Source organism: Haemophilus sp. HN_Hi10, from assembly GCF_049821985.1.
GTDB lineage: Bacteria > Pseudomonadota > Gammaproteobacteria > Enterobacterales > Pasteurellaceae > Haemophilus > Haemophilus influenzae_D.
Genome location: NZ_CP187495.1, coordinates 423,546 through 442,553, shown reverse-complemented (window position 1 = coordinate 442,553; position 19,008 = coordinate 423,546). Strand labels below are relative to the sequence as shown.

Below are 19,008 nucleotides of genomic sequence, written 5' to 3'. Positions count from 1 at the left end.
GATGAATTTTCAGTTAAGCACCTATTAAGACTTCAAAATTAAAAAATAGTTTTAAAACAAGTCAATCAACAAGTGCCCACACAGATTGTCTGATATATTGTTAAAGAGCAAAAAAGAACGACGCACTTGGAAACTTAAAAAACTTCACAACAGTGCGTCGTTGTGTGCGGTGCATTATAGGGATTTTCAAAACCCTTGCAAGTACTTTTTGTAAAAATATTTAAAAAAATAATCTTTTGATGGAAATATAAACATTTCATTAAAAAGTGCGGTCAAAAATACAATAATTTTCCAATTATTATTTTTTCCAATAGCTTGGAATAAACAGCACGATTAATGAAAACATTTCTAAACGTCCACAGATCATAGCAAAACTAAAGACTAATTTAGCACTTTCTGGAACATCAATAAAACTTTCGTGAATAAAACCAAGTCCCGGTCCTGCATTCGTTAATGTGGCGAATACGGCCCCCATCGCATCAAAAACATTCATTCCACAAAGAATAACAGCAAAAACACACCCCCAATAAACTAGTATAAAAATAATGAAAAATGCCCAAATACTTTCTATCATTCTTGGTGCTAGACGATTTTTACCTATTCGAATTGGTTGTACTAAATTTGGATGGATTAAACTATGCAGTTCTCGATCGATTTGTTTCCACAATATAAGTGTTCGTATCGCTTTTAATCCCCCAGTTGTTGAACCACCACAACCACCAATTACCGCAGAAATTACCAGTAAAAGCCCAATAAATGGAGGAAGATTATCAATATCAAAAATCGTATAACCAGCAGTCATTGACATTGATGTTAATTGTAATGCACCTTTTGTTACAGCCTCGTTCATATCTGAAACTAAACCGTAACTATATAAAGATAGAGATACAATACCGATAAAAATAATTTGCATTGTTAGAAAAAAACGAAATTCGGGATCTTTCCAATAATTTCGCCAAATATTTCTTTTACCTAATGCAAGAAAAGCAGAAATATGTAAACTAAAATTAACACCGCCAATCAGCATAAAAATTGTTGTAACCCAATAAATGGAAGCTTGATTAAAATAACCGATACTTGCATCGTGCGTTGAAAATCCTCCATTTGAAATTGTTGAAAAACTATGCCCAATGGCATCAAAAAGATTCATTCCTGACAGCCAATATGCAATGGCACAAAGAACAGTTAATGAAGCGTAAATAATCCATAGAGCTTTTGCCACTTCTGAAATTTTAGGCAAAGATTTTTGATCTTTAAGAGGGCCTGAAGATTCTGCTCGATATAATTGTGTCCCACCAATTCCCAACAGCGGAATTATCGCCACAGCCAATACGATAATCCCCATACCACCTAACCATTGTAAAAACTGACGATAAAACAAAATAGATTTAGGTAAATTATCCAGCCCCTTCATTACCGTTGCACCAGTAGTAGTTAAGCCAGAAAATGCTTCAAATACGGCTGAAGCAATAGTTAAATGTGGTGAATCGAACAATAAAAGAGGCAATGTTGCCAAGCTTCCTAAAACTAACCAAAAAGCCACAACGATCAAAAAACCATCACGAGATCGTAATTCTTGCTTATGATGATGGCATGGCCACCAAAGCAATGTGCCTGCCGTCAAACTCAACACAAAAGCCTGCATAAATGCCTTACCGCCCCCATCGCCATAAATCAGAGCAACAAATGCAGGAACTAGCATCGTACCTGAAAAACACATCACAAGAATACCAATAATTCGGATAATCGATAAAATACGCACAACTATTCGCCTATCTCTAAAAGTTGAATAACTAATCTACCTGAAGACTTTTCCGTTAATTCTGAAGAAAACGCCTTTATTGTTTTTTCACTAATACCTAAAATCAAATGAATATTTACCTGAAAATCTTGAGATAAAATCTCAACCTGATATTTTTCACAAAGTTGTTGGACTAAATTTAGCTGCCCATAGTCACAATTAAGTTTAAAAAGGGTTCGTTCAACTTTAATTTCGCTTTCAATCAGCTTTAACGCTTGTTGAACGCCATTACCGTAAGCACGAACCAATCCGCCCGTTCCAAGCAAAATACCGCCATAATAGCGAACCACCACCGCACTGATTTCACCTAATTGACTACCTTGCAATGCACTCAACATTGGCTTTCCTGCCGTTCCAGCAGGTTCGCCATCATCAGAAAAACCAAATTGTAGAGAATCTGATGGCTTGCTTGCTACGGCAGCCCAACCATGATGCCGAGCATTTGGATGTTCTTGTTTAATCTTTGCCCAAAAAGCTCTTGCATCTTCTAAACCTTCGGTGTGCTGTAAATAAGTAATAAAACGGCTTTTTTTAATTTCTTCTTCAAAAACAACCGCACTTTTAGGAACGAGGTATTCCGCCATTTCTTTTTTCAAGGTAATTTCAATGACACTAGTCTATCACTGATGACTGGGATTTGTCGAAATTTTGCCGTAAGCGCGGTATGATATAGCTCTGTTTTTCAAAAGAAAAAAGAATATGTCTGAAATTTCCGTCACACAAATCCTAGATGCTTTAGGATTACGTTGCCCAGAACCTGTCATGCTTGTTCGTAAAAATATTCGTCATCTTAACGATGGAGAAATACTTTTGGTTATTGCTGATGATCCTGCAACAACAAGAGATATTCCAAGTTTCTGTCAATTTATGGATCACACCTTACTGCAAAGTGAAGTGGAAAAACCACCGTTCAAATATTGGGTAAAGAAAGGAAAATAAAAAATTTACACCTTGATTAATTGATTATTTGGTCTAACTTTAAGAGGTAGAGCACTTTGATATATAAGTGCGGTTATTTTTATGAAAGTTTTCCGCCCTGTTTCGTTGTTATGTTATCATTACATTAATGTAACATTTTTAACACTTTAAACTTTTAGGAGAGCTTTATGAAAAACGTCGTGATCGTTGGTGGGGGTGCTGGCGGTGTTGAATTAGCGACATTTTTGGGTAATAAATTAGGTCGTCAAAAACAAGCTAAAGTAACGCTGGTTGATCGCAATGCCACCCATTTATGGAAACCCTTATTGCATGAAATTGCAACTGGTGTAATGGATGATGGCGTTGATTCTTTAAGTTATCGTGCGCACGGTAAAAATCATTTTTTCAGTTTTGAGCAAGGTTTAATTATACGTATTAATCGCGAACAAAAATATGTTGAACTTGCACCTGTTTATGGGCAAGAGGGCGATATGCTTGTCATTGCTCGTCGAATTCCTTACGATTATTTAGTGATTGCCATTGGAAGTAAATCTAATGATTTCAATACAAAAGGTGTGGCAGATAATTGTATTTTTTTAGATAGTTCAAAACAGGCTTTACGTTTTCAACATAAACTGTTGGAATTATTTTTAAAATTTTCAGAAAACCGCGCGTTAGATGATATTGGCGAAGAAGAGTTTAAACAAAAATTAGTAGACGAAAATAAAGTAAATATTGCTATTGTGGGAGGTGGAGCAACTGGTGTGGAATTAACTGCAGAACTTTATCATGCCGCTGAAGATTTATCTTCTTACGGTTATGGTAAAATTGATAGCTCTTGCTTACAAGTTACTTTAGTCGAAGCGGGAACACGTTTATTGCCAGCATTACCTGAAAATTTATCTGCTGCAGTGCTAGATGAATTAAAAGAAATGGGCACCAATGTTCAATTAAACACAATGATTACTGAAGCTCAGCCAAATACACTTATTACCAAAGATGGTGGGGAAATTAAGGCTGATCTTATTGTTTGGGCGGCTGGGGTTCGCGTTTCAACAGTAACGCAGCAATTTGATGGATTGGAAATTAATCGTATCAATCAATTAGTGGTTAAAGATACACTTCAAACTACTGTTGATGATAGTATTTTTGCAATTGGTGATTGTGCTGCATTAATACAATCAAATGGTAAATTGGTTCCGCCAAGAGCGCAAGCTGCACATCAAATGGCAAAGGCTTGTGCAAAAAATATTTTTGCATTGTTTGAAAATAAACCACTGAAATCTTTTAAATATAACGACAAAGGTACTTTAGTTTCGCTGTCAGATTTTACCGCACTTGGTAGTCTAACCAATAAGTTTGGTAAAAATCCACTTACCGTTCAAGGTAAATTTGCTCAGTTTGCTTATGTTTCTTTGTATCGAATGCACCAACACGCTTTGCACGGTTGTATTAAAATTGGTTTGATTATTCTCGTTGATAAATTAAATCGTTATTTAAAACCAAGATTAAAATTGCATTGATTAAGTATAATTTTCTTGTTAAATGCGATCTAAATCATTTATATAAAAGAAAGGGCATCAATGATGCCCTCAGTATTTTTTATGAAGAATGATCCTCAGCTTTTTCAATTGTTCCTTTCACAGTTAAGCAAATTTCTGTTGAAATCAAATGGGAAAGCGTTGAAGCTAACTCTTCTATTTTATCAAGAACAGCATAACCAGATTCATCAAAGTAACGTTGTTCTTTCAAGTTTGCAATAAAGCTTGAAAAAACCGCTTTATCAAAGAATTCTGGTGCATTTATGCCGTGTAATACGGATAAACGTTGAGCAACAAGCTGGCTTTCTTTTTCAAGTTCAGCTCGAGAAATAACAGGTTGTTTTTGTAAAATAGTGACAGTAATGTAATAACGTTGCAAGATTTCACGCATTCCCGCAGCAGACCAAAGCTGTAAAATTCGTACTTTTGATTTATTAATAGATAAGAAGTTATCATTTGAATTAATAACGCTTTGGCGTGCAAATTCATCAATGATTTGATGGATTTGTACATTCAATTCATCTTCATTGAAATGTAAGAACAATTCGCCTTGTAAGAAAGGGTAAATTTTTCTAATCGCATCTAATAATAAATCTTTTTGGATCGCTTCGTAATGCAAAATAATACTTGCAACTAAAGATGGTAATACAAATAGGTGCTGAATATTATTACGATAATAAGTCATTAGTACAGCAGATGAACGCTCTAAGCGTACAATTTCGCCAAAATTATCTTTTTCAATTAATACACCTACGCGATCTAAAGCTAATACGTGTTCTAACATTGCTTGCGGTGTCACATTTGGTAGCACTACGTCCGTTGAATAAGGAACATTTTGTAACAATTGTTGATAGCTGCCAAGTTGTTCTAACAGTTGCTCACGTGAAAGAGCTCGCTGACGAGATGAAAGTAGTGCTGTACCCACAAGGTTCATTGAATTAACTGCAGCTGCTTTGTTAATATTAATCATCACTTGTTTAGAAATATTATTTACCGCGGGTGTAAACCATTGTGGTTTTTCTTCGTGATTTTGCTCTTTCCAATTAGGGAAATGTTGGCTCAAATAGTTTGAAAGCGTGATTGGCTCGCCAAAATTTACAAAACCTTGACCAAGATTACGTAATTTTTTAATTACACGAAGCACTAAACCCGCATTTTCTTTTTCTTTCGCTGCACCACGTAACTCTTTTGCATAAGTGTCTACTTCTAATACGTGTTCATAACCAACGTAAACAGGAACAATCGAAATCGGGCGAGTTTGACTATGTTGCAATGCTTGAAGTGTCATAGACATCATACCTGTTTTTGGTGCAAGTAAACGACCTGTACGAGAACGACCGCCCTCAATAAAATATTCAACGGAATAGCCTCGATGGAATAGTTCTGATAAATATTCGCGAAAAATGGCAGAATATAGCCGATTTCCCTTGAAAGTGCGGCGAATAAAAAATGCGCCCCAACTACGAAACATTCTACCTACAGGCCAGAAATTTAAGTTAATTCCTGCCGCAATATGTGGCGGAACAAGACCTTGATGATAAAGCACATAAGAAAGCAATAAGTAATCGATATGACTACGGTGGCAAGGCACATAAACAATTTCATGACCTTCTAACGCTAATTTACGGACACGATCCGCATTTTGCACATCAATACCCGAATAAAGTTTATTCCAAAGCCAACGTAAAAAACGATCTACTGCACGTAAACTTGAATGGCTGACATCAGCTGCAATTTCATCTAAAATTTTATGTGCTTCTTTTTGTGCTTTTTCAATACTGATATTTTTTGATTTTGCTTCATCTTCAATTGCGCGTCGGATTGCTTCTGATTGCAATAGTTTATTAAACATTGCTTGACGATTTGGTAAACGAGGGCCTGTTGCTGAAATACGTTGTTTTGCGAAGTGCATTTTTGCAACTCGAGCCAGCTTTTGTGCAATTTTTTCATCTGAGCCATGTTCAACTACCATATAACGTAATGAAACCGCTTGAGAAAAACGCACAAAAGTATCACGTCCAAACCAAATTGCTGCAAATGTTTTTTGTATACCATTTAATAAACGCAAATTGGGCAAATCTGATTTATCTTCTTGTCCGGGAGAGCGTCCCCAAAGAACAGAAACAGGAATAAGTTGCACATCTAAACTTTCAGAAGTGCGGTGTAATTCAAGGTATTTATTAAAAATGGTGGTGGTCTCGTCTTTCGCACCTTTCGATTTAAAAATTCGACGACCTTCGTCTAAATATACATAACGTGGTAACTTAACGTCATTAATTTCATTTTTCTCTGCGGGATCGGGCAAGCCTAACGCTAAGCAATTTCGGCGGAAAATAACGAAATCAGTTTGAGATGTATAAGGCAAAACATAAACAATAGGTTGATGAATATTAAGTGAAAGCTCTTCGATTGGATTGGCGGGAATAGGATTATTTTTCACCAATGCAGACAGCGGCAAGCTCAATAATTGGCGATACATATTTATAAAATTTGCCATAATAAATTTTCTCTTTGTTATAAGTTTGTCGATCTTATAGACGTTTAAAAGCAGTTTGTGAATAGAACTATTTTTAGTTCTTTGGTGTTTTTATCATCTAAAAACTCAAATATTTTAACACATCCGATCTCAACTAATTTAGAAAATTTGGCGACAAAATGTAACTTAATACACAGATTTAAAAAATAACAGTTGCAACTTTACATAATCTGTATACAATACCAGTTATCTGTATTTAAAAACAGGAGTGTATATGAGACCATTAACCGCACGCCAACAAGAAGTGTTGGATTTATTAAAACGCCATTTGGAAACAACAGGTATGCCACCAACACGGGCAGAAATATCTCGTGAATTAGGCTTTAAATCTGCAAATGCCGCAGAAGAACATTTAAAAGCACTTTCACGTAAAGGTGCAATTGAAATTATTCCCGGCGCATCTCGTGGTATTCGTATTTTAGACAATAGTTCGAATGATGAATTTGACGGTTTACCGCTTGTAGGACGCGTAGCTGCTGGAGAACCGATTCTTGCAGAGCAACATATTGAAGCGACATATCGAGTAGATGCAGATATGTTTAAACCACAAGCCGACTTCTTACTTAAAGTCTATGGGTTATCAATGAAAAATGTTGGTATCTTAGATGGTGATTTACTAGCTGTGCATAGTACTAAGGATGTACGTAACGGACAAATTGTGGTTGCACGTATTGAAGATGAAGTAACAGTAAAACGTCTTGAGAAAAAAGGTTCTATCATTTATCTACACGCAGAAAATGAAGAATTTGATCCTATAGTTGTCAATCTTGAAGAACAAAAAAATTTTGAAATTGAAGGTATTGCAGTAGGAATTATTCGTAATAACGCTTGGATGTAATCTGATACCAAGAATGAATAAAGTGCGGTAAAAATTTACGGTATTTTTACCGCACTTTGCTTATACTAGAGTTCTTTATTTGCCATGATTTTTGCTGCTCTTTATAATGCAAAAATCTTGAATTTATACAAAGGATGGAAAAATGCAGTTTTCCAAAATGCACGGATTAGGTAACGATTTTGTTGTGGTTGATGGAGTCACTCAAAATGTGTTTTTTACTCCGGAAACGATTCAACGTTTAGCCAATCGCCATTGTGGAATTGGGTTTGATCAACTTTTAATTGTTGAAGCTCCTTACGATCCCGAACTCGACTTTCATTATAGAATTTTTAATGCTGATGGAAGTGAAGTTTCACAATGCGGAAATGGAGCTCGTTGTTTTGCTCGTTTTGTGACATTAAAAGGATTAACTAACAAGAAAGACATCTCGGTTAGTACACAAAAGGGTAATATGATTTTAACGGTAAAAGATGATAATCAAATTCGTGTGAATATGGGCGAACCAATTTGGGAACCTGCAAAAATTCCATTTACCGCAAATAAATTTGAGAAAAATTATATTCTGCGTACAGATATTCAAACCGTATTATGCGGTACAGTTTCAATGGGCAATCCTCATTGTGTTGTACAAGTAGATGATATTCAAACAGCCAATGTTGAACAACTTGGTCCCTTACTAGAAAGCCACGAACGCTTTCCTGAGCGTGTCAATGCTGGTTTTATGCAAATCATCAACAAAGAACATATTAAGCTTAGAGTTTATGAACGTGGTGCAGGAGAAACTCAAGCCTGTGGAAGTGGTGCTTGTGCAGCTGTTGCAGTTGGAATTATGCAAGGCTTATTAAACAACAATGTCCAAGTAGATTTACCAGGCGGTTCGCTAATGATCGAATGGAATGGTGTTGGTCATCCACTTTATATGACAGGCGAGGCGACCCATGTTTATGATGGGTTTATAACTCTTTAATATTTTTCCCCATTTATCTTAAAAAAAGATGGGGAGTTTTTCTTAAATAAGCGTAAACATTTTGTATCTAAATATATTTTTATTGAACTGTTTGATAACTTTAAGTAATCAGAACAAGCATATTTCATACAATCTCTAGATTTTTTACTCAAAGAAATAGATTATTAGCATAATAAAAAAACCGCCTCTCGGCGGTTCTTGTTTTAAATCTTCTATCTACTACGCTAACACTGCCAATGCAGCTTCATAGTTTGGTTCTTCTTTAATTTCTTCAACTAACTGGCTGTGTAAAACATTGTTTTGTTCATCTAACACAATAACCGCACGAGAAGTTAAACCTGCTAACGGACCAGTCTGAATATCTACACCTAATTGTACGTGTAATGCATGGTTACGAAAAGTCGAAACTGTTTTGGCATTTTCAATCCCTTCTGCTCCACAAAAACGAGCTTGAGCAAAAGGTAAGTCTGCTGAAATACAAAGCACAACAGTATTACTTAATTTTGCTGCTTGTTGGTTAAATTTGCGTACTGAAGTCGCACACACACCGGTGTCGATGCTTGGAAAAATATTTAGGACTTTGCGTTTACCTGCAAAATCGTTTAATGCAACATCGGCTAAATCATTACCGACTAAAATAAAGTTTTCTACTATTTCGCCCACTTGAGGGAAATGTCCACTAACTTCAATAGGGTTTCCTGCTAATGTAACTGTCATAAAATCCTCTTTATTTAGATTAAGTGAAAAGTGTTTAAACTATACCACGCTTTCTAATTATGTCCACCAATTAAAGCTATCTAAAATGATGGCATAAAAAACCACAATCATTTGATTGTGGCTTTTTAAATTTAGAAAAGAATTATCTATTGTGATTTACTTCATCAACGTCTGGTTGGCGAGTAATGCGATTACGCAAATCACGACGAATGACCTCAATTGTCCAGAACCAAAAGATATGACCAACTAATTCTGAGATATGTTCATATAATGGCCATTCTGCTACTGGCGGGGTTAAACCTAATGCAGGGAATGTAAATAAGACCTGCAATAATACCAACAAAAATTGCAACGCCATAACGACGTTTAGATGGTTCTGAAAATAAGCTTATTGTTGTATCCTTAAATTAATTAAAAGTATAAAAATTCCCGAGTTAATGGAAATATGCGATTTTACGCCTGTTATATCACATTATCAAACAAAAATACTTCAATTGGGTTATCTTTAGCCGGCTGTTCATAGGGTTTTAACATTTGTTAAAATTTATTAACAAAAGAGAAATTCATTATTCTGATTTTATCAGCAATTGCATCTAAAAATACAAAATTAATATTAATCAATAGAAAATGTGGAGAAGTAGCTAGTTTTATCCATCTTATCATAGTATTTAACCAACATATTGAAAATTTACACATACAAATAAAGGATCTTAACCTACTAATATTTCATTTATTGTCCCCACCCACCTTATATCTTCAATACCATTTCAGAACTTACTTAGCAAAAATACTGAGCAAAATAGTAATATGAATAATCATCGTTATATTATCAAAGAGTAGTTAAAATACTATATTAATTCAGACTTAAAATACATTTTTATTACCCTATTCTAAATTTATATATGATAAAAATAAAAAAACCCAGTTTTAAACTGGGTTTTATTTTGTCTATCTGACAAATTATTCTGCAACAACAATTACATCTAATGTTGCAAATACTTCACCGTGAAGTTGGAAACGAACATCGTGGTCACCAAGAGTACGGATTGGACCGTTTGGTAAACGAACTTCACTTTTCGCAATTTTAACGCCTGCTGCAGTTACTGCTTCTGCCACATCACGAGTAGTGATTGCGCCGAATAAACGACCTTCATCACCTGCTTTAGATGCGATAGTCACAGAACCTAATGCAGTAACTTCTGCTGCACGAGCTTGAGCTGCTGCAAGATTTGCTGCCGCTGTCGCTTCTAATTCTGCACGACGTGCTTCAAAGTGTTCAATGTTAGCTTTAGTTGCCATAACTGCTTTACCTTGTGGGATTAAGAAGTTACGTGCAAAACCTGATTTAACATTTACTTGATCGCCCACTTGACCTAAGTGAGCAATTTTATCTAAAAGAATTACTTGCATTACCGTGTCTCCTTAATTACTGATGATTGTCAGTGTATGGAAGTAACGCTAAATAGCGAGCGCGTTTGATTGCACGAGCTAATTGACGTTGGTACTTCGCACGAGTACCGGTAATACGGCTAGGTACAATTTTGCCGCTTTCTGAAATATAGTTCTTTAATGTAGCGATATCTTTGTAATCGATTTCAACAACATTTTCCGCTGTGAAACGGCAGAACTTACGACGACGGAAATAACGTGCCATTTGGCTAGTCTCCTAATCTATAAATTCGATTTGCTCGGCATGTAAAACTAATTGGCATAACCCACTTTGGGTTTTATGTGAGGTAATAAATCCCACCACCAAAATTTTACTACCGACCGTAATGCTTTGAGTTTTTTCTATCAATTGATTACCACTAATTTGAACTGGCATTTTTAACCAAGCTTGACGTGTAAAACCACTCTCAATCTGATCAGAACGATGTTCTAACAAAAACTTGCAATGCTCAATTCCACTAGGGCTCTTTAATCGCTTTGGTAACTGAGAAACGACTCCCATAACCGAAAAACGATTATCAATTTTCAAATTACTCTTCAGCATCCTCAAAATCGTTGTTTTCAACTTCAGCTAAAGGTTTACGTTCTTCTTTAGCCGCTTTCATTGGGGACGCTTCGGTTACGGCGTGCTTAGTATGGATAACAAGACTGCGTAATACAGCATCGTTATAACGGAAAGTCGTTTCTAGCTCGTCGATGACTTGTTGAGGCGCTTCTACATTCATAAGCACATAGTGTGCTTTGTGTAATTTATTAATTGGGTACGCTAATTGGCGACGACCCCAATCTTCTAGGCGATAAACTTGACCACCAGCTTCTTTTACAGAACCGGTGTAACGTTCGATCATACCTGGTACTTGCTCGCTTTGGTCCGGATGAACCATAAACACGATTTCGTAGTGACGCATTACTGCTCCTTACGGGTTAATCAGCCTTTGACGTAGATTAGCCACCAATCTGCAAAGGCAAGGAACGAAAAATTCAATGTGGCTAAGGGTTGCGGATTATACCGATTTTTTTACGTTCCGCAACCAGTTTGAGTTCTTTTTGAGCAAAAAAGAAGACCGATATATATCGGTCTATCTCACATATTCTGCAATTAACGGCTGCGGAAAATAATACGTCCTTTACTTAAATCATAAGGCGTCATTTCTACAGTCACTTTATCCCCAGTCAAAATACGGATATAGTTTTTACGCATTTTTCCTGAAATATGCGCAGTAACCACGTGACCGTTTTCCAACTCCACGCGGAACATAGTATTCGGTAAAGTCTCTAAAATTGTGCCTTGCATCTCAATGCAATCTTCTTTCGCCATTGTATCCTCTAAAAATAATCAATTTTTTATCCGCACTTTAGGCGGAAAAGTTAAGAAAAACGGGCGGATTATAGCCGTTTTAGCGAAAGGAAGAAAGATAAAATGGCAGGAAATAGAAAAATAACTTTGCACATTAATAATAACAAGTTACACTGCCCTCAAAGAGATCCAACGTAGTCTATTCTTGTATAACAACTAAAGGTTTAGATCAAATGCAATTTCCAAAAATTATTGTTATTAGTTTAAAAAATTCATCAAGAAGAGCAATTATTTCAAAACGACTTTTAGGACTTGGATTAGAATTTGAATTTTTTGATGCAACTTATGGGAAAACATTACCGCAAGAAATATTAGACTCCGTTGATTATGAGTTTTACCCAAAACATTATTTATCCCCAAAACCTTTAACACTAGGTGAAATTGGATGCGCAATCAGCCATATACGAGCATACGAGCATATTGTAGAAAATAAAATTGAAAGTGCAATTATTTTAGAAGATGATGCGATAATCTCACATTTTCTTAAAGAAATTGTTCAAGATGCATTAAATAAAGTTAAAAAAAACTATGACTTAATCTTTTTAGATCATGGTAAAGCTAAATCGTATCCTTTTAAGAAAAAACTTTACGAAGGCTATCGACTTGCTCATTATAGAGCTCCCTCCAAAAATTCTAAAAGATGCATTATTTGTGCTGCGGCTTACTTGATTACACTATCTGGTGCTAAGAAATTGCTTAACTACGCTTATCCTATAAGGATGCCAGCAGACTATTTGACTGGGTTAATTCAAAAAACATATATTCGTGCTTATGGCGTCGAACCTCCCTGTGTATTTAGAGGACTCAGTTCTGATTCAGAAATAAATCAAATTGAGCATCGATATGAATAAGCTAAAAGCCCTAAGGTTAAAAGTGGGGAAATGGATGCTCGATAAATCATCAAGAGCAAACAATCCTCAAAGTTTAAAATATCCTAAGAGTTTCTTATTTTTGCGACAAGATGGAAAAATTGGCGACTATATCGTGAGTTCTTTTGTTTTTCGGGAAATAAAGAAATTTAATCCTTTGATAAAAATTGGTGTCATCTGCACGAAACAGAACGCTTATCTGTTTCAAAGAAACCATAACATTGATGAGATTTATCTTGTAAAGAAAAGAAACATTCTCGATTACGTCAAGACGGCACTACTTATTAGAAAAGAAAGATACGATGTTGTTATTGATCCAACTATTATTCTTAGAAACCGAGACTTATTGTTATTGAGAATACTCAATGCCCGTAATTATATCGGCTATAGAAAAGCAGATTATAATATTTTTAATGTAAATATTACTAAAGACGACCATTTTTCAGAAATTTACAAAGAAGCTTTAGCTCAGTCAAATATTAGTCTAAGTGATGATCGCTATGACGTTCCGCAAGATGACTTAATTAAAAAAGAAATTCTTCAGTTTATTACTGATAACCAGTTAAATAACTTTATTACAATTAACTTTTATGGTGCGGGGAAAAATAGAAAATTTAACGATACTCACATTATAGATTACTTAGCATATATTAGAAGTCATCATAAATGTCCATTGGTCTTACTTTCAACACCAGATACTCATAAGCATTTAAGTAAAATCGCTAATCAATTTGATGATGTATTTGTTTATTCAAAGCCTCACACAACGATCTATCATACAATTGAATTGATTAGAAACTGCGCCCTACTTATTTCGGTTGATACATCAACTATTCATATTGCTTCGGGGTTAAATAAACCTATGATTTGTTTTTACTCGCAAGACAAAGAAAATTTTACGCATTGGCATCCCAATTCCAAGAATACATGTCATATTCTTTATTATCACGATAATGTTAATGAGATCTCTCCGAAAGAAATAAAACCAGAGTGGCTAGATATTTAAAGATACCAACCACAAACTTTATCATTTATTAGATTATTTTTATGAATTCAAAAAAACACTTAGGTCATACGGCGCGTAAACGCTTCGGACAAAACTTTTTACATAATACTTCTGTCATTCAAGGTATCGTGGCGGCGATTTACCCACAACCTAATCAATTCTTAGTGGAAATTGGTCCAGGGCTTGGTGCATTAACAGAGCCTGTTGGTGAACTTGTCGAGCATCTGACTGTGGTAGAGCTTGACCGAGACCTTGCAGAACGTTTACGTCACCATCCATTTTTACATCAAAAGCTCACTGTTATTGAAACAGATGCGATGCAATTTGATTTTGGTGCGCTTTACACAAAAGAAAATTTAGCAGAAAAAGGGCAAAAATTACGTGTGTTTGGTAACTTACCTTACAACATTTCTACGCCATTGATGTTCCACTTGTTTAAATATCATGATGTGATTCAAGATATGCACTTTATGCTGCAAAAAGAAGTGGTAAAACGCCTATGTGCCGCACCAAATAGCAAAGCTTATGGTCGTTTAACGATTATGGCGCAATATTTCTGCCAAGTGATGCCTGTGCTTGAAGTACCGCCTTCGGCATTCAAACCTGCACCGAAAGTAGATTCAGCCGTTGTGCGTTTAATTCCGCATAAGGAATTGCCGCACCCTGTAAAAGATTTATATTGGTTGAACCGTGTTTGCTCCCAAGCGTTCAATCAACGTCGTAAAACATTACGCAATGCACTCTCAACTCTATTTTCACCTGAAAATCTGACCGCACTTGGTATTGATTTAAATGCACGTGCAGAAAATCTGGCTATCGCAGATTATGCACGTTTAGCGAACTGGTTAGCGGATAATCCACCAGCAGATGTCAATAAAGATGAAATCTTAGATTCAGAAGAGTAAAAATAATAAAGGTGTAACCCTTGTTACACCTTGGCTTTCTACATAAAACGAACAATTTCTTTACCTTGTATTTCTTTAATACGTTGTTGTTCTTTCCATTTTTTTCTATTTAAAGCTCGTATAATATTTTCTTTTATCCGAGTTAAACGCTGTTTCAATGTCTTTTTCTTACGGATTTTTGGACGTTTTTGTCGTTCTTTTTCCAATCCGCTTGTTAATACACTTTTACTTTGATTCGCTTGGAGTTCTTGAATACAAATTGCTGGATTCAGTTGATAGACAATATAATTATCAACATCAACTAATTTATTAAAAATAAGTTGATCAACTTCAACAATTTCATCAGAAGGAATATTCTTTAAATATTCAATTACATATTTAGCCGCACCTTGAGAAATAATATAACCTGCCGTCCCCCAGTGAGTTGATTTTAAAATATCAAAGTTCCTAGAATTAAAAGGTGGAATTTTAGTTTGTTTCTCAAGTTTAACTGGCCGTAAAAAAGTTTCTAAACGAATAATAAAAATATCATTAAAATCAAAACGTGTTTTTAACCATTCATTTTGGTTCAAAAATACTTCCGCATTCTCGCCAAGAATTACATCATCTTCAAAAATTTTGAGATATTCCAAATTTTCATTCACACACTTATTCCATAATAAGAAATGGCTAATTAAACAGCCTTTTTCTCCTTTAGTAAGTATTCTAGATTTCTCTATATTATGTAATATGGAGTTTGATTGATTGATTGATTGATTGATTGATTGATTGATTGATTGATTGATTGATTGATTGATTGATTGATTGATTGATTGATAAGTGTACGCATTAAAGAAACTAAATGAAAGTTTTTTTGATTCAAATTGCTTAGTAATATGTTTGCGACGTTCAGTTGCATTTTCCATACTAATGACAATATTTTCAATAGCACTCATATTTAAATAAAAATGGAAATAACTAAATTTTTCCCATTCTACTATACAAAAAGAATAAATCAACAATAAAAGTCTGTGTTAAAATTTTCAAAATTTATTTATAAAAGAGCGGTCAAAAATGGCAACCTATTTCGTCGGTGATTTGCAAGGCTGTTATGATGAATTACAGCTTTTATTAGAACGTGTAGATTTCAATCCTACGCAAGATAAACTTTATCTTGTGGGAGATCTTGTGGCGCGTGGGGATAAATCACTTGAATGTCTTCGTTTTGTAAAATCACTTGGTAATGCAGCGCAAACCGTACTAGGCAATCACGATTTACATTTAATTGCGACCGCACTGGACATTAAAAAAGTGAAACCGCGTGATCGTGTTGATGCCATTTTTAATGCACTCGATTTTGATGAGCTGATTCATTGGTTACGTCATCAGCCATTACTTGTGCATAATGAAAAGTTAAACTTCCTGATGTCACACGCAGGCATTTCCCCAGATTGGGATTTGAAAACTGCGAAATCTTGTGCGGCTGAAGTTGAACAAATTTTACAGCACGGCGATTTTCATTATCTCATTGAAAATATGTATTCTGAACAGCCTGATCGCTGGTCGCCAGATTTACAGGGCTTAGCACGTCATCGCTACATTATTAATGCTTTCACTCGAATGCGTTTTTGCTATTTGGATCATCGCTTTGATTTTGCCTGTAAATCCCCTTTAAAAGATGCACCAGCGGAGCTCACGCCTTGGTTTAATTTAGATAATCCACTTTATAAACAGATTCCCATTGTCTTTGGGCATTGGGCAAGTTTAGTGGATGAGTCTACTCCAAAAGGTATTTATGCCTTAGATACTGGTTGTGTGTGGAATAATCGAATGACTATGTTGCGTTGGGAAGACAAGCAGTTCTTCACTCAAAGTGCGGTCAAAAATTACAGTGATTTTTAAGGAAACACTATGCTCTCGCTTACGACTGAATCTTGCGAACTGTTCAACATTCCTTTCTACCAATTCGCCCAAATGAAAAAATTCTGCCTAGAAGATATTCCAGCGATTAAAGCGGATTACAAATTACATTGGGATAATTGGAAAGCGATAATTCAATCTGTTTCAGCACAACTCGGTACGCTTTTTGCGAAACCGCATATTGAAAGCTGGACCAATGGTTGGCAAGTGCGGGCTCATTTCTTCGCTTATTTTAAATACGAGTTTAACCAAAATTCTGCCGCAATCTTTTCTGTGCTATTAAATCGTCGCCGACTAAGAGTGTGTTTAGATTGGCATTGCTATCGTGCAGATCGCTCACAAATTAATGTGCAACAATATAATCAGTGGCTTGATCAATTTGATTTCAAACAATTTGCTGATTTTGAGATTTGGCGAGAGGATGAAAGTGAATATGATGATTTTCGCCAAGTGAAGGTCATTTCTGAAAAAAATCTGATCTTACGTTCAGATGAGGATTTTTGGTGCATTGGGAAAAGTATTGAAAAAGCCGAGTTAAATCAAATAGATCCCGTTTTATTTATTACGCACACCATTCAACAATTACAACCGCTTTACGATCGCTGCCATCAATAAAGTATACCCTTAGTATAAATAATTGAGCTCTACATTATGTAGAGCCCAATATTTCAGCAAATTAATAAACTATCCAAATTTATGGCAACAGTTTAAAGTGCGGTAATTCTTATTGATGTTTTTAACTACACATCATAAGTAGTTGATGCTGTGTTACCGCCACGACCAGTCCAGTTGGTGTGGAAAAACTCGCCACGAGGTTTATCTGTGCGTTCATAAGTATGAGCACCGAAGTAGTCGCGTTGTGCTTGCAATAAGTTTGCTGGTAAACGTGCTGAAGTATAGCCATCTAAGAAAGTAATCGCAGACGCCATACAAGGCATTGGGATACCCACTTCGATAGATTTTGCCACCACTTTACGCCAGTCACTTAATGCGTTTTCTAAAATGCCTTTGAAGTAGCTATCTGAACCTAAGAAAACAAGATTTGGATTTGCTTCATAAGCATCGCGAATATTACCTAAGAAACGGCTACGAATGATACAACCTTCACGCCATAACAACGCCGTTGCACCATAGTTAATATCCCAACCAAATTGTTCAGAGGCTTCACGAATCAGCATAAAGCCTTGTGCGTAAGAAATAATTTTTGACGCTAATAATGCCTTACGTACCGCTTCAATCCATACTTTTTTGTCGCCTTCAACTGGTGTAATAGTTTTGCCGAATAATTGATTAGCCGCAACACGTTGATCTTTAAAGGAAGACACGCAGCGTGCAAAAACGGATTCAGTGATTAAAGTTAATGGAATACCAAAATCTAACGCATTGATACCTGTCCATTTACCTGTCCCTTTTTGACCCGCAGTATCCAAGATTTTTTCGACTAAAGGTTCTCCACTTGCATCTTTATAGCCAAGAATGTCAGTGGTAATATCGATTAAATAGCTATCAAGTTCAGTATTTTTCCATTCTGCGAAGATGGCTTGCATTTCTTCATAGCTTAAGCCTAAACCTTCTTTTAAGAATTGGTATGCTTCGCAAATTAACTGCATATCGCCATATTCAATACCATTGTGAACCATTTTCACAAAATGACCAGCACCTTCGCCGCCGACCCAGTCACAACAAGGTTCGCCTTGTTCTGTTTTAGCTGAGATTGCTTGGAAAATAGGTTTCACATACTGCCACGCTTCTTGATTACCGCCCGGCATAATTGAAGGCCCGTGACGCGCCCCTTCTTCGCCACCAGACACACCCGAACCGATAAAGCGAATACCTTTCTCCGCCAATGCTTTTACACGACGATTTGTATCCGGATAGTTTGAGTTACCACCATCAATAATGATGTCGCCTTCTTCTAAGTGCGGTAGTAACGCATCAATGAATTGATCCACCACATCACCCGCGCGCACCATTAACATCACTTTACGTGGTTTTTCTAATTTAGAAGCTAAATCTTCTAAAGAGTATGCGCCAATAATATTCGTGCCTTTTGCTGCACCTTGTAAAAATTCATCCACTTTTGAAGTGGTACGGTTATATGCCACCACTTTAAAGCCATGATCATTCATATTTAAAATGAGGTTTTGCCCCATTACGGCTAAGCCGATAACACCGATGTCGCCTTTTACTGACATTGTTTTCTCC

21 protein-coding genes are annotated in these 19,008 nt (G+C 35.9%); 9 read left to right on the top strand and 12 right to left on the bottom strand.

Annotation, left to right across the window (positions count from 1 at the left end; all coding sequences use genetic code 11):
• Window positions 1-298: 298 nt before the first annotated feature.
• Both ACPT8Q_RS02215 and ACPT8Q_RS02210 read right to left on the bottom strand, forming a co-directional pair.
• Entirely contained in the window at window positions 299-1,762 is a 1,464-nt protein-coding gene (locus ACPT8Q_RS02215; protein WP_050847719.1) for a TrkH family potassium uptake protein, read from the bottom strand.
• Window positions 1,763-1,764: 2 nt separating this feature from the next.
• Window positions 1,765-2,385 carry a YigZ family protein gene (locus tag ACPT8Q_RS02210; RefSeq protein ID WP_050949416.1) on the bottom strand — a complete coding sequence of 207 codons (621 nt, stop codon included), beginning with the start codon at window positions 2,383-2,385 and terminating at the stop codon, window positions 1,765-1,767.
• A 115-nt stretch (window positions 2,386-2,500) separates the two neighbouring features.
• On the opposite strand from ACPT8Q_RS02210, the gene tusA reads away from it, so the two are divergent.
• Window positions 2,501-2,740: a sulfurtransferase TusA gene (gene tusA, locus ACPT8Q_RS02205; protein ID WP_021034490.1), complete on the top strand. Its 240-nt coding sequence runs from the start codon at window positions 2,501-2,503 to the stop codon at window positions 2,738-2,740.
• Between the two features lie 167 nt (window positions 2,741-2,907).
• Window positions 2,908-4,242, top strand: coding sequence for an NAD(P)/FAD-dependent oxidoreductase (locus ACPT8Q_RS02200; protein ID WP_021034491.1), 1,335 nt, complete (start codon window positions 2,908-2,910; stop codon window positions 4,240-4,242).
• 79 nt (window positions 4,243-4,321) lie between these two features.
• On the opposite strand, the gene plsB is transcribed toward ACPT8Q_RS02200, so the two are convergent.
• Window positions 4,322-6,757: a glycerol-3-phosphate 1-O-acyltransferase PlsB gene (gene plsB, locus ACPT8Q_RS02195; RefSeq protein ID WP_050949415.1), complete on the bottom strand. Its 2,436-nt coding sequence runs from the start codon at window positions 6,755-6,757 to the stop codon at window positions 4,322-4,324.
• Window positions 6,758-7,010: 253 nt separating this feature from the next.
• Here plsB and lexA point away from each other — a divergent pair, with 253 nt between their 5' ends.
• Together lexA and dapF are read left to right on the top strand one after the other, a co-directional pair.
• The gene (gene lexA, locus ACPT8Q_RS02190) at window positions 7,011-7,634 is read left to right on the top strand and encodes a transcriptional repressor LexA (protein WP_005648504.1); all 624 of its coding nucleotides are present in this window, start codon (window positions 7,011-7,013) and stop codon (window positions 7,632-7,634) included.
• A gap of 142 nt (window positions 7,635-7,776) precedes the next feature.
• Entirely contained in the window at window positions 7,777-8,601 is an 825-nt protein-coding gene (gene dapF / locus ACPT8Q_RS02185) for a diaminopimelate epimerase (protein WP_005648501.1), read from the top strand.
• A 219-nt stretch (window positions 8,602-8,820) separates the two neighbouring features.
• On the opposite strand, the gene tpx is transcribed toward dapF, so the two are convergent.
• The 7 genes from tpx to infA form a co-directional block, all read right to left on the bottom strand.
• Window positions 8,821-9,318 (bottom strand): thiol peroxidase, encoded by a 498-nt coding sequence (tpx, locus tag ACPT8Q_RS02180; protein WP_050949414.1) that lies wholly within the window; start codon window positions 9,316-9,318, stop codon window positions 8,821-8,823.
• Window positions 9,319-9,460: 142 nt separating this feature from the next.
• Window positions 9,461-9,676 carry a DUF1440 domain-containing protein gene (locus ACPT8Q_RS02175; protein WP_050949413.1) on the bottom strand — a complete coding sequence of 72 codons (216 nt, stop codon included), beginning with the start codon at window positions 9,674-9,676 and terminating at the stop codon, window positions 9,461-9,463.
• Between the two features lie 602 nt (window positions 9,677-10,278).
• Window positions 10,279-10,728, bottom strand: coding sequence for a 50S ribosomal protein L9 (rplI, locus tag ACPT8Q_RS02170; protein WP_005660979.1), 450 nt, complete (start codon window positions 10,726-10,728; stop codon window positions 10,279-10,281).
• Window positions 10,729-10,744: 16 nt separating this feature from the next.
• Window positions 10,745-10,972 carry a 30S ribosomal protein S18 gene (gene rpsR, locus ACPT8Q_RS02165; RefSeq protein ID WP_005598105.1) on the bottom strand — a complete coding sequence of 76 codons (228 nt, stop codon included), beginning with the start codon at window positions 10,970-10,972 and terminating at the stop codon, window positions 10,745-10,747.
• Between the two features lie 12 nt (window positions 10,973-10,984).
• Entirely contained in the window at window positions 10,985-11,311 is a 327-nt protein-coding gene (priB, locus tag ACPT8Q_RS02160) for a primosomal replication protein N (RefSeq protein ID WP_005639404.1), read from the bottom strand.
• A complete protein-coding gene (rpsF, locus tag ACPT8Q_RS02155) occupies window positions 11,298-11,675 on the bottom strand; it encodes a 30S ribosomal protein S6 (protein WP_050949412.1) in 378 nt (125 codons plus the stop codon). The genes priB and rpsF overlap by 14 nt, the downstream gene beginning before the upstream one ends.
• 191 nt (window positions 11,676-11,866) lie before the next feature.
• Window positions 11,867-12,085 carry a translation initiation factor IF-1 gene (gene infA / locus ACPT8Q_RS02150; protein ID WP_005627617.1) on the bottom strand — a complete coding sequence of 73 codons (219 nt, stop codon included), beginning with the start codon at window positions 12,083-12,085 and terminating at the stop codon, window positions 11,867-11,869.
• Window positions 12,086-12,297: 212 nt separating this feature from the next.
• Here infA and ACPT8Q_RS02145 point away from each other — a divergent pair, with 212 nt between their 5' ends.
• From ACPT8Q_RS02145 to rsmA, 3 genes are read left to right on the top strand one after another with little or no spacing between them, the layout of a single operon-like run.
• Entirely contained in the window at window positions 12,298-12,975 is a 678-nt protein-coding gene (locus ACPT8Q_RS02145) for a glycosyltransferase family 25 protein (protein WP_061671440.1), read from the top strand.
• A complete protein-coding gene (locus tag ACPT8Q_RS02140; RefSeq protein WP_080447053.1) occupies window positions 12,968-13,999 on the top strand; it encodes a glycosyltransferase family 9 protein in 1,032 nt (343 codons plus the stop codon). The genes ACPT8Q_RS02145 and ACPT8Q_RS02140 overlap by 8 nt, the downstream gene beginning before the upstream one ends.
• Before the next feature lie 41 nt (window positions 14,000-14,040).
• The gene (gene rsmA / locus ACPT8Q_RS02135) at window positions 14,041-14,904 is read left to right on the top strand and encodes a 16S rRNA (adenine(1518)-N(6)/adenine(1519)-N(6))-dimethyltransferase RsmA (RefSeq protein WP_061671438.1); all 864 of its coding nucleotides are present in this window, start codon (window positions 14,041-14,043) and stop codon (window positions 14,902-14,904) included.
• Between the two features lie 38 nt (window positions 14,905-14,942).
• Here the strand turns inward: rsmA and ACPT8Q_RS02130 are convergent, their stop codons facing one another.
• Entirely contained in the window at window positions 14,943-15,839 is an 897-nt protein-coding gene (locus ACPT8Q_RS02130) for a glycosyltransferase family 25 protein (RefSeq protein WP_425627540.1), read from the bottom strand.
• A gap of 118 nt (window positions 15,840-15,957) precedes the next feature.
• On the opposite strand from ACPT8Q_RS02130, the gene apaH reads away from it, so the two are divergent.
• Together apaH and ACPT8Q_RS02120 are read left to right on the top strand one after the other, a co-directional pair.
• Entirely contained in the window at window positions 15,958-16,785 is an 828-nt protein-coding gene (gene apaH, locus ACPT8Q_RS02125; protein WP_061671436.1) for a bis(5'-nucleosyl)-tetraphosphatase (symmetrical) ApaH, read from the top strand.
• A gap of 9 nt (window positions 16,786-16,794) precedes the next feature.
• Complete coding sequence (locus ACPT8Q_RS02120; protein WP_061671435.1) at window positions 16,795-17,418, top strand: glucose-6-phosphate 1-dehydrogenase family protein; 624 nt, start codon at window positions 16,795-16,797, stop codon at window positions 17,416-17,418.
• 125 nt (window positions 17,419-17,543) lie between these two features.
• Here the strand turns inward: ACPT8Q_RS02120 and gnd are convergent, their stop codons facing one another.
• Entirely contained in the window at window positions 17,544-18,998 is a 1,455-nt protein-coding gene (gene gnd, locus ACPT8Q_RS02115; RefSeq protein WP_061671434.1) for a decarboxylating NADP(+)-dependent phosphogluconate dehydrogenase, read from the bottom strand.
• Window positions 18,999-19,008: the final 10 nt, after the last annotated feature.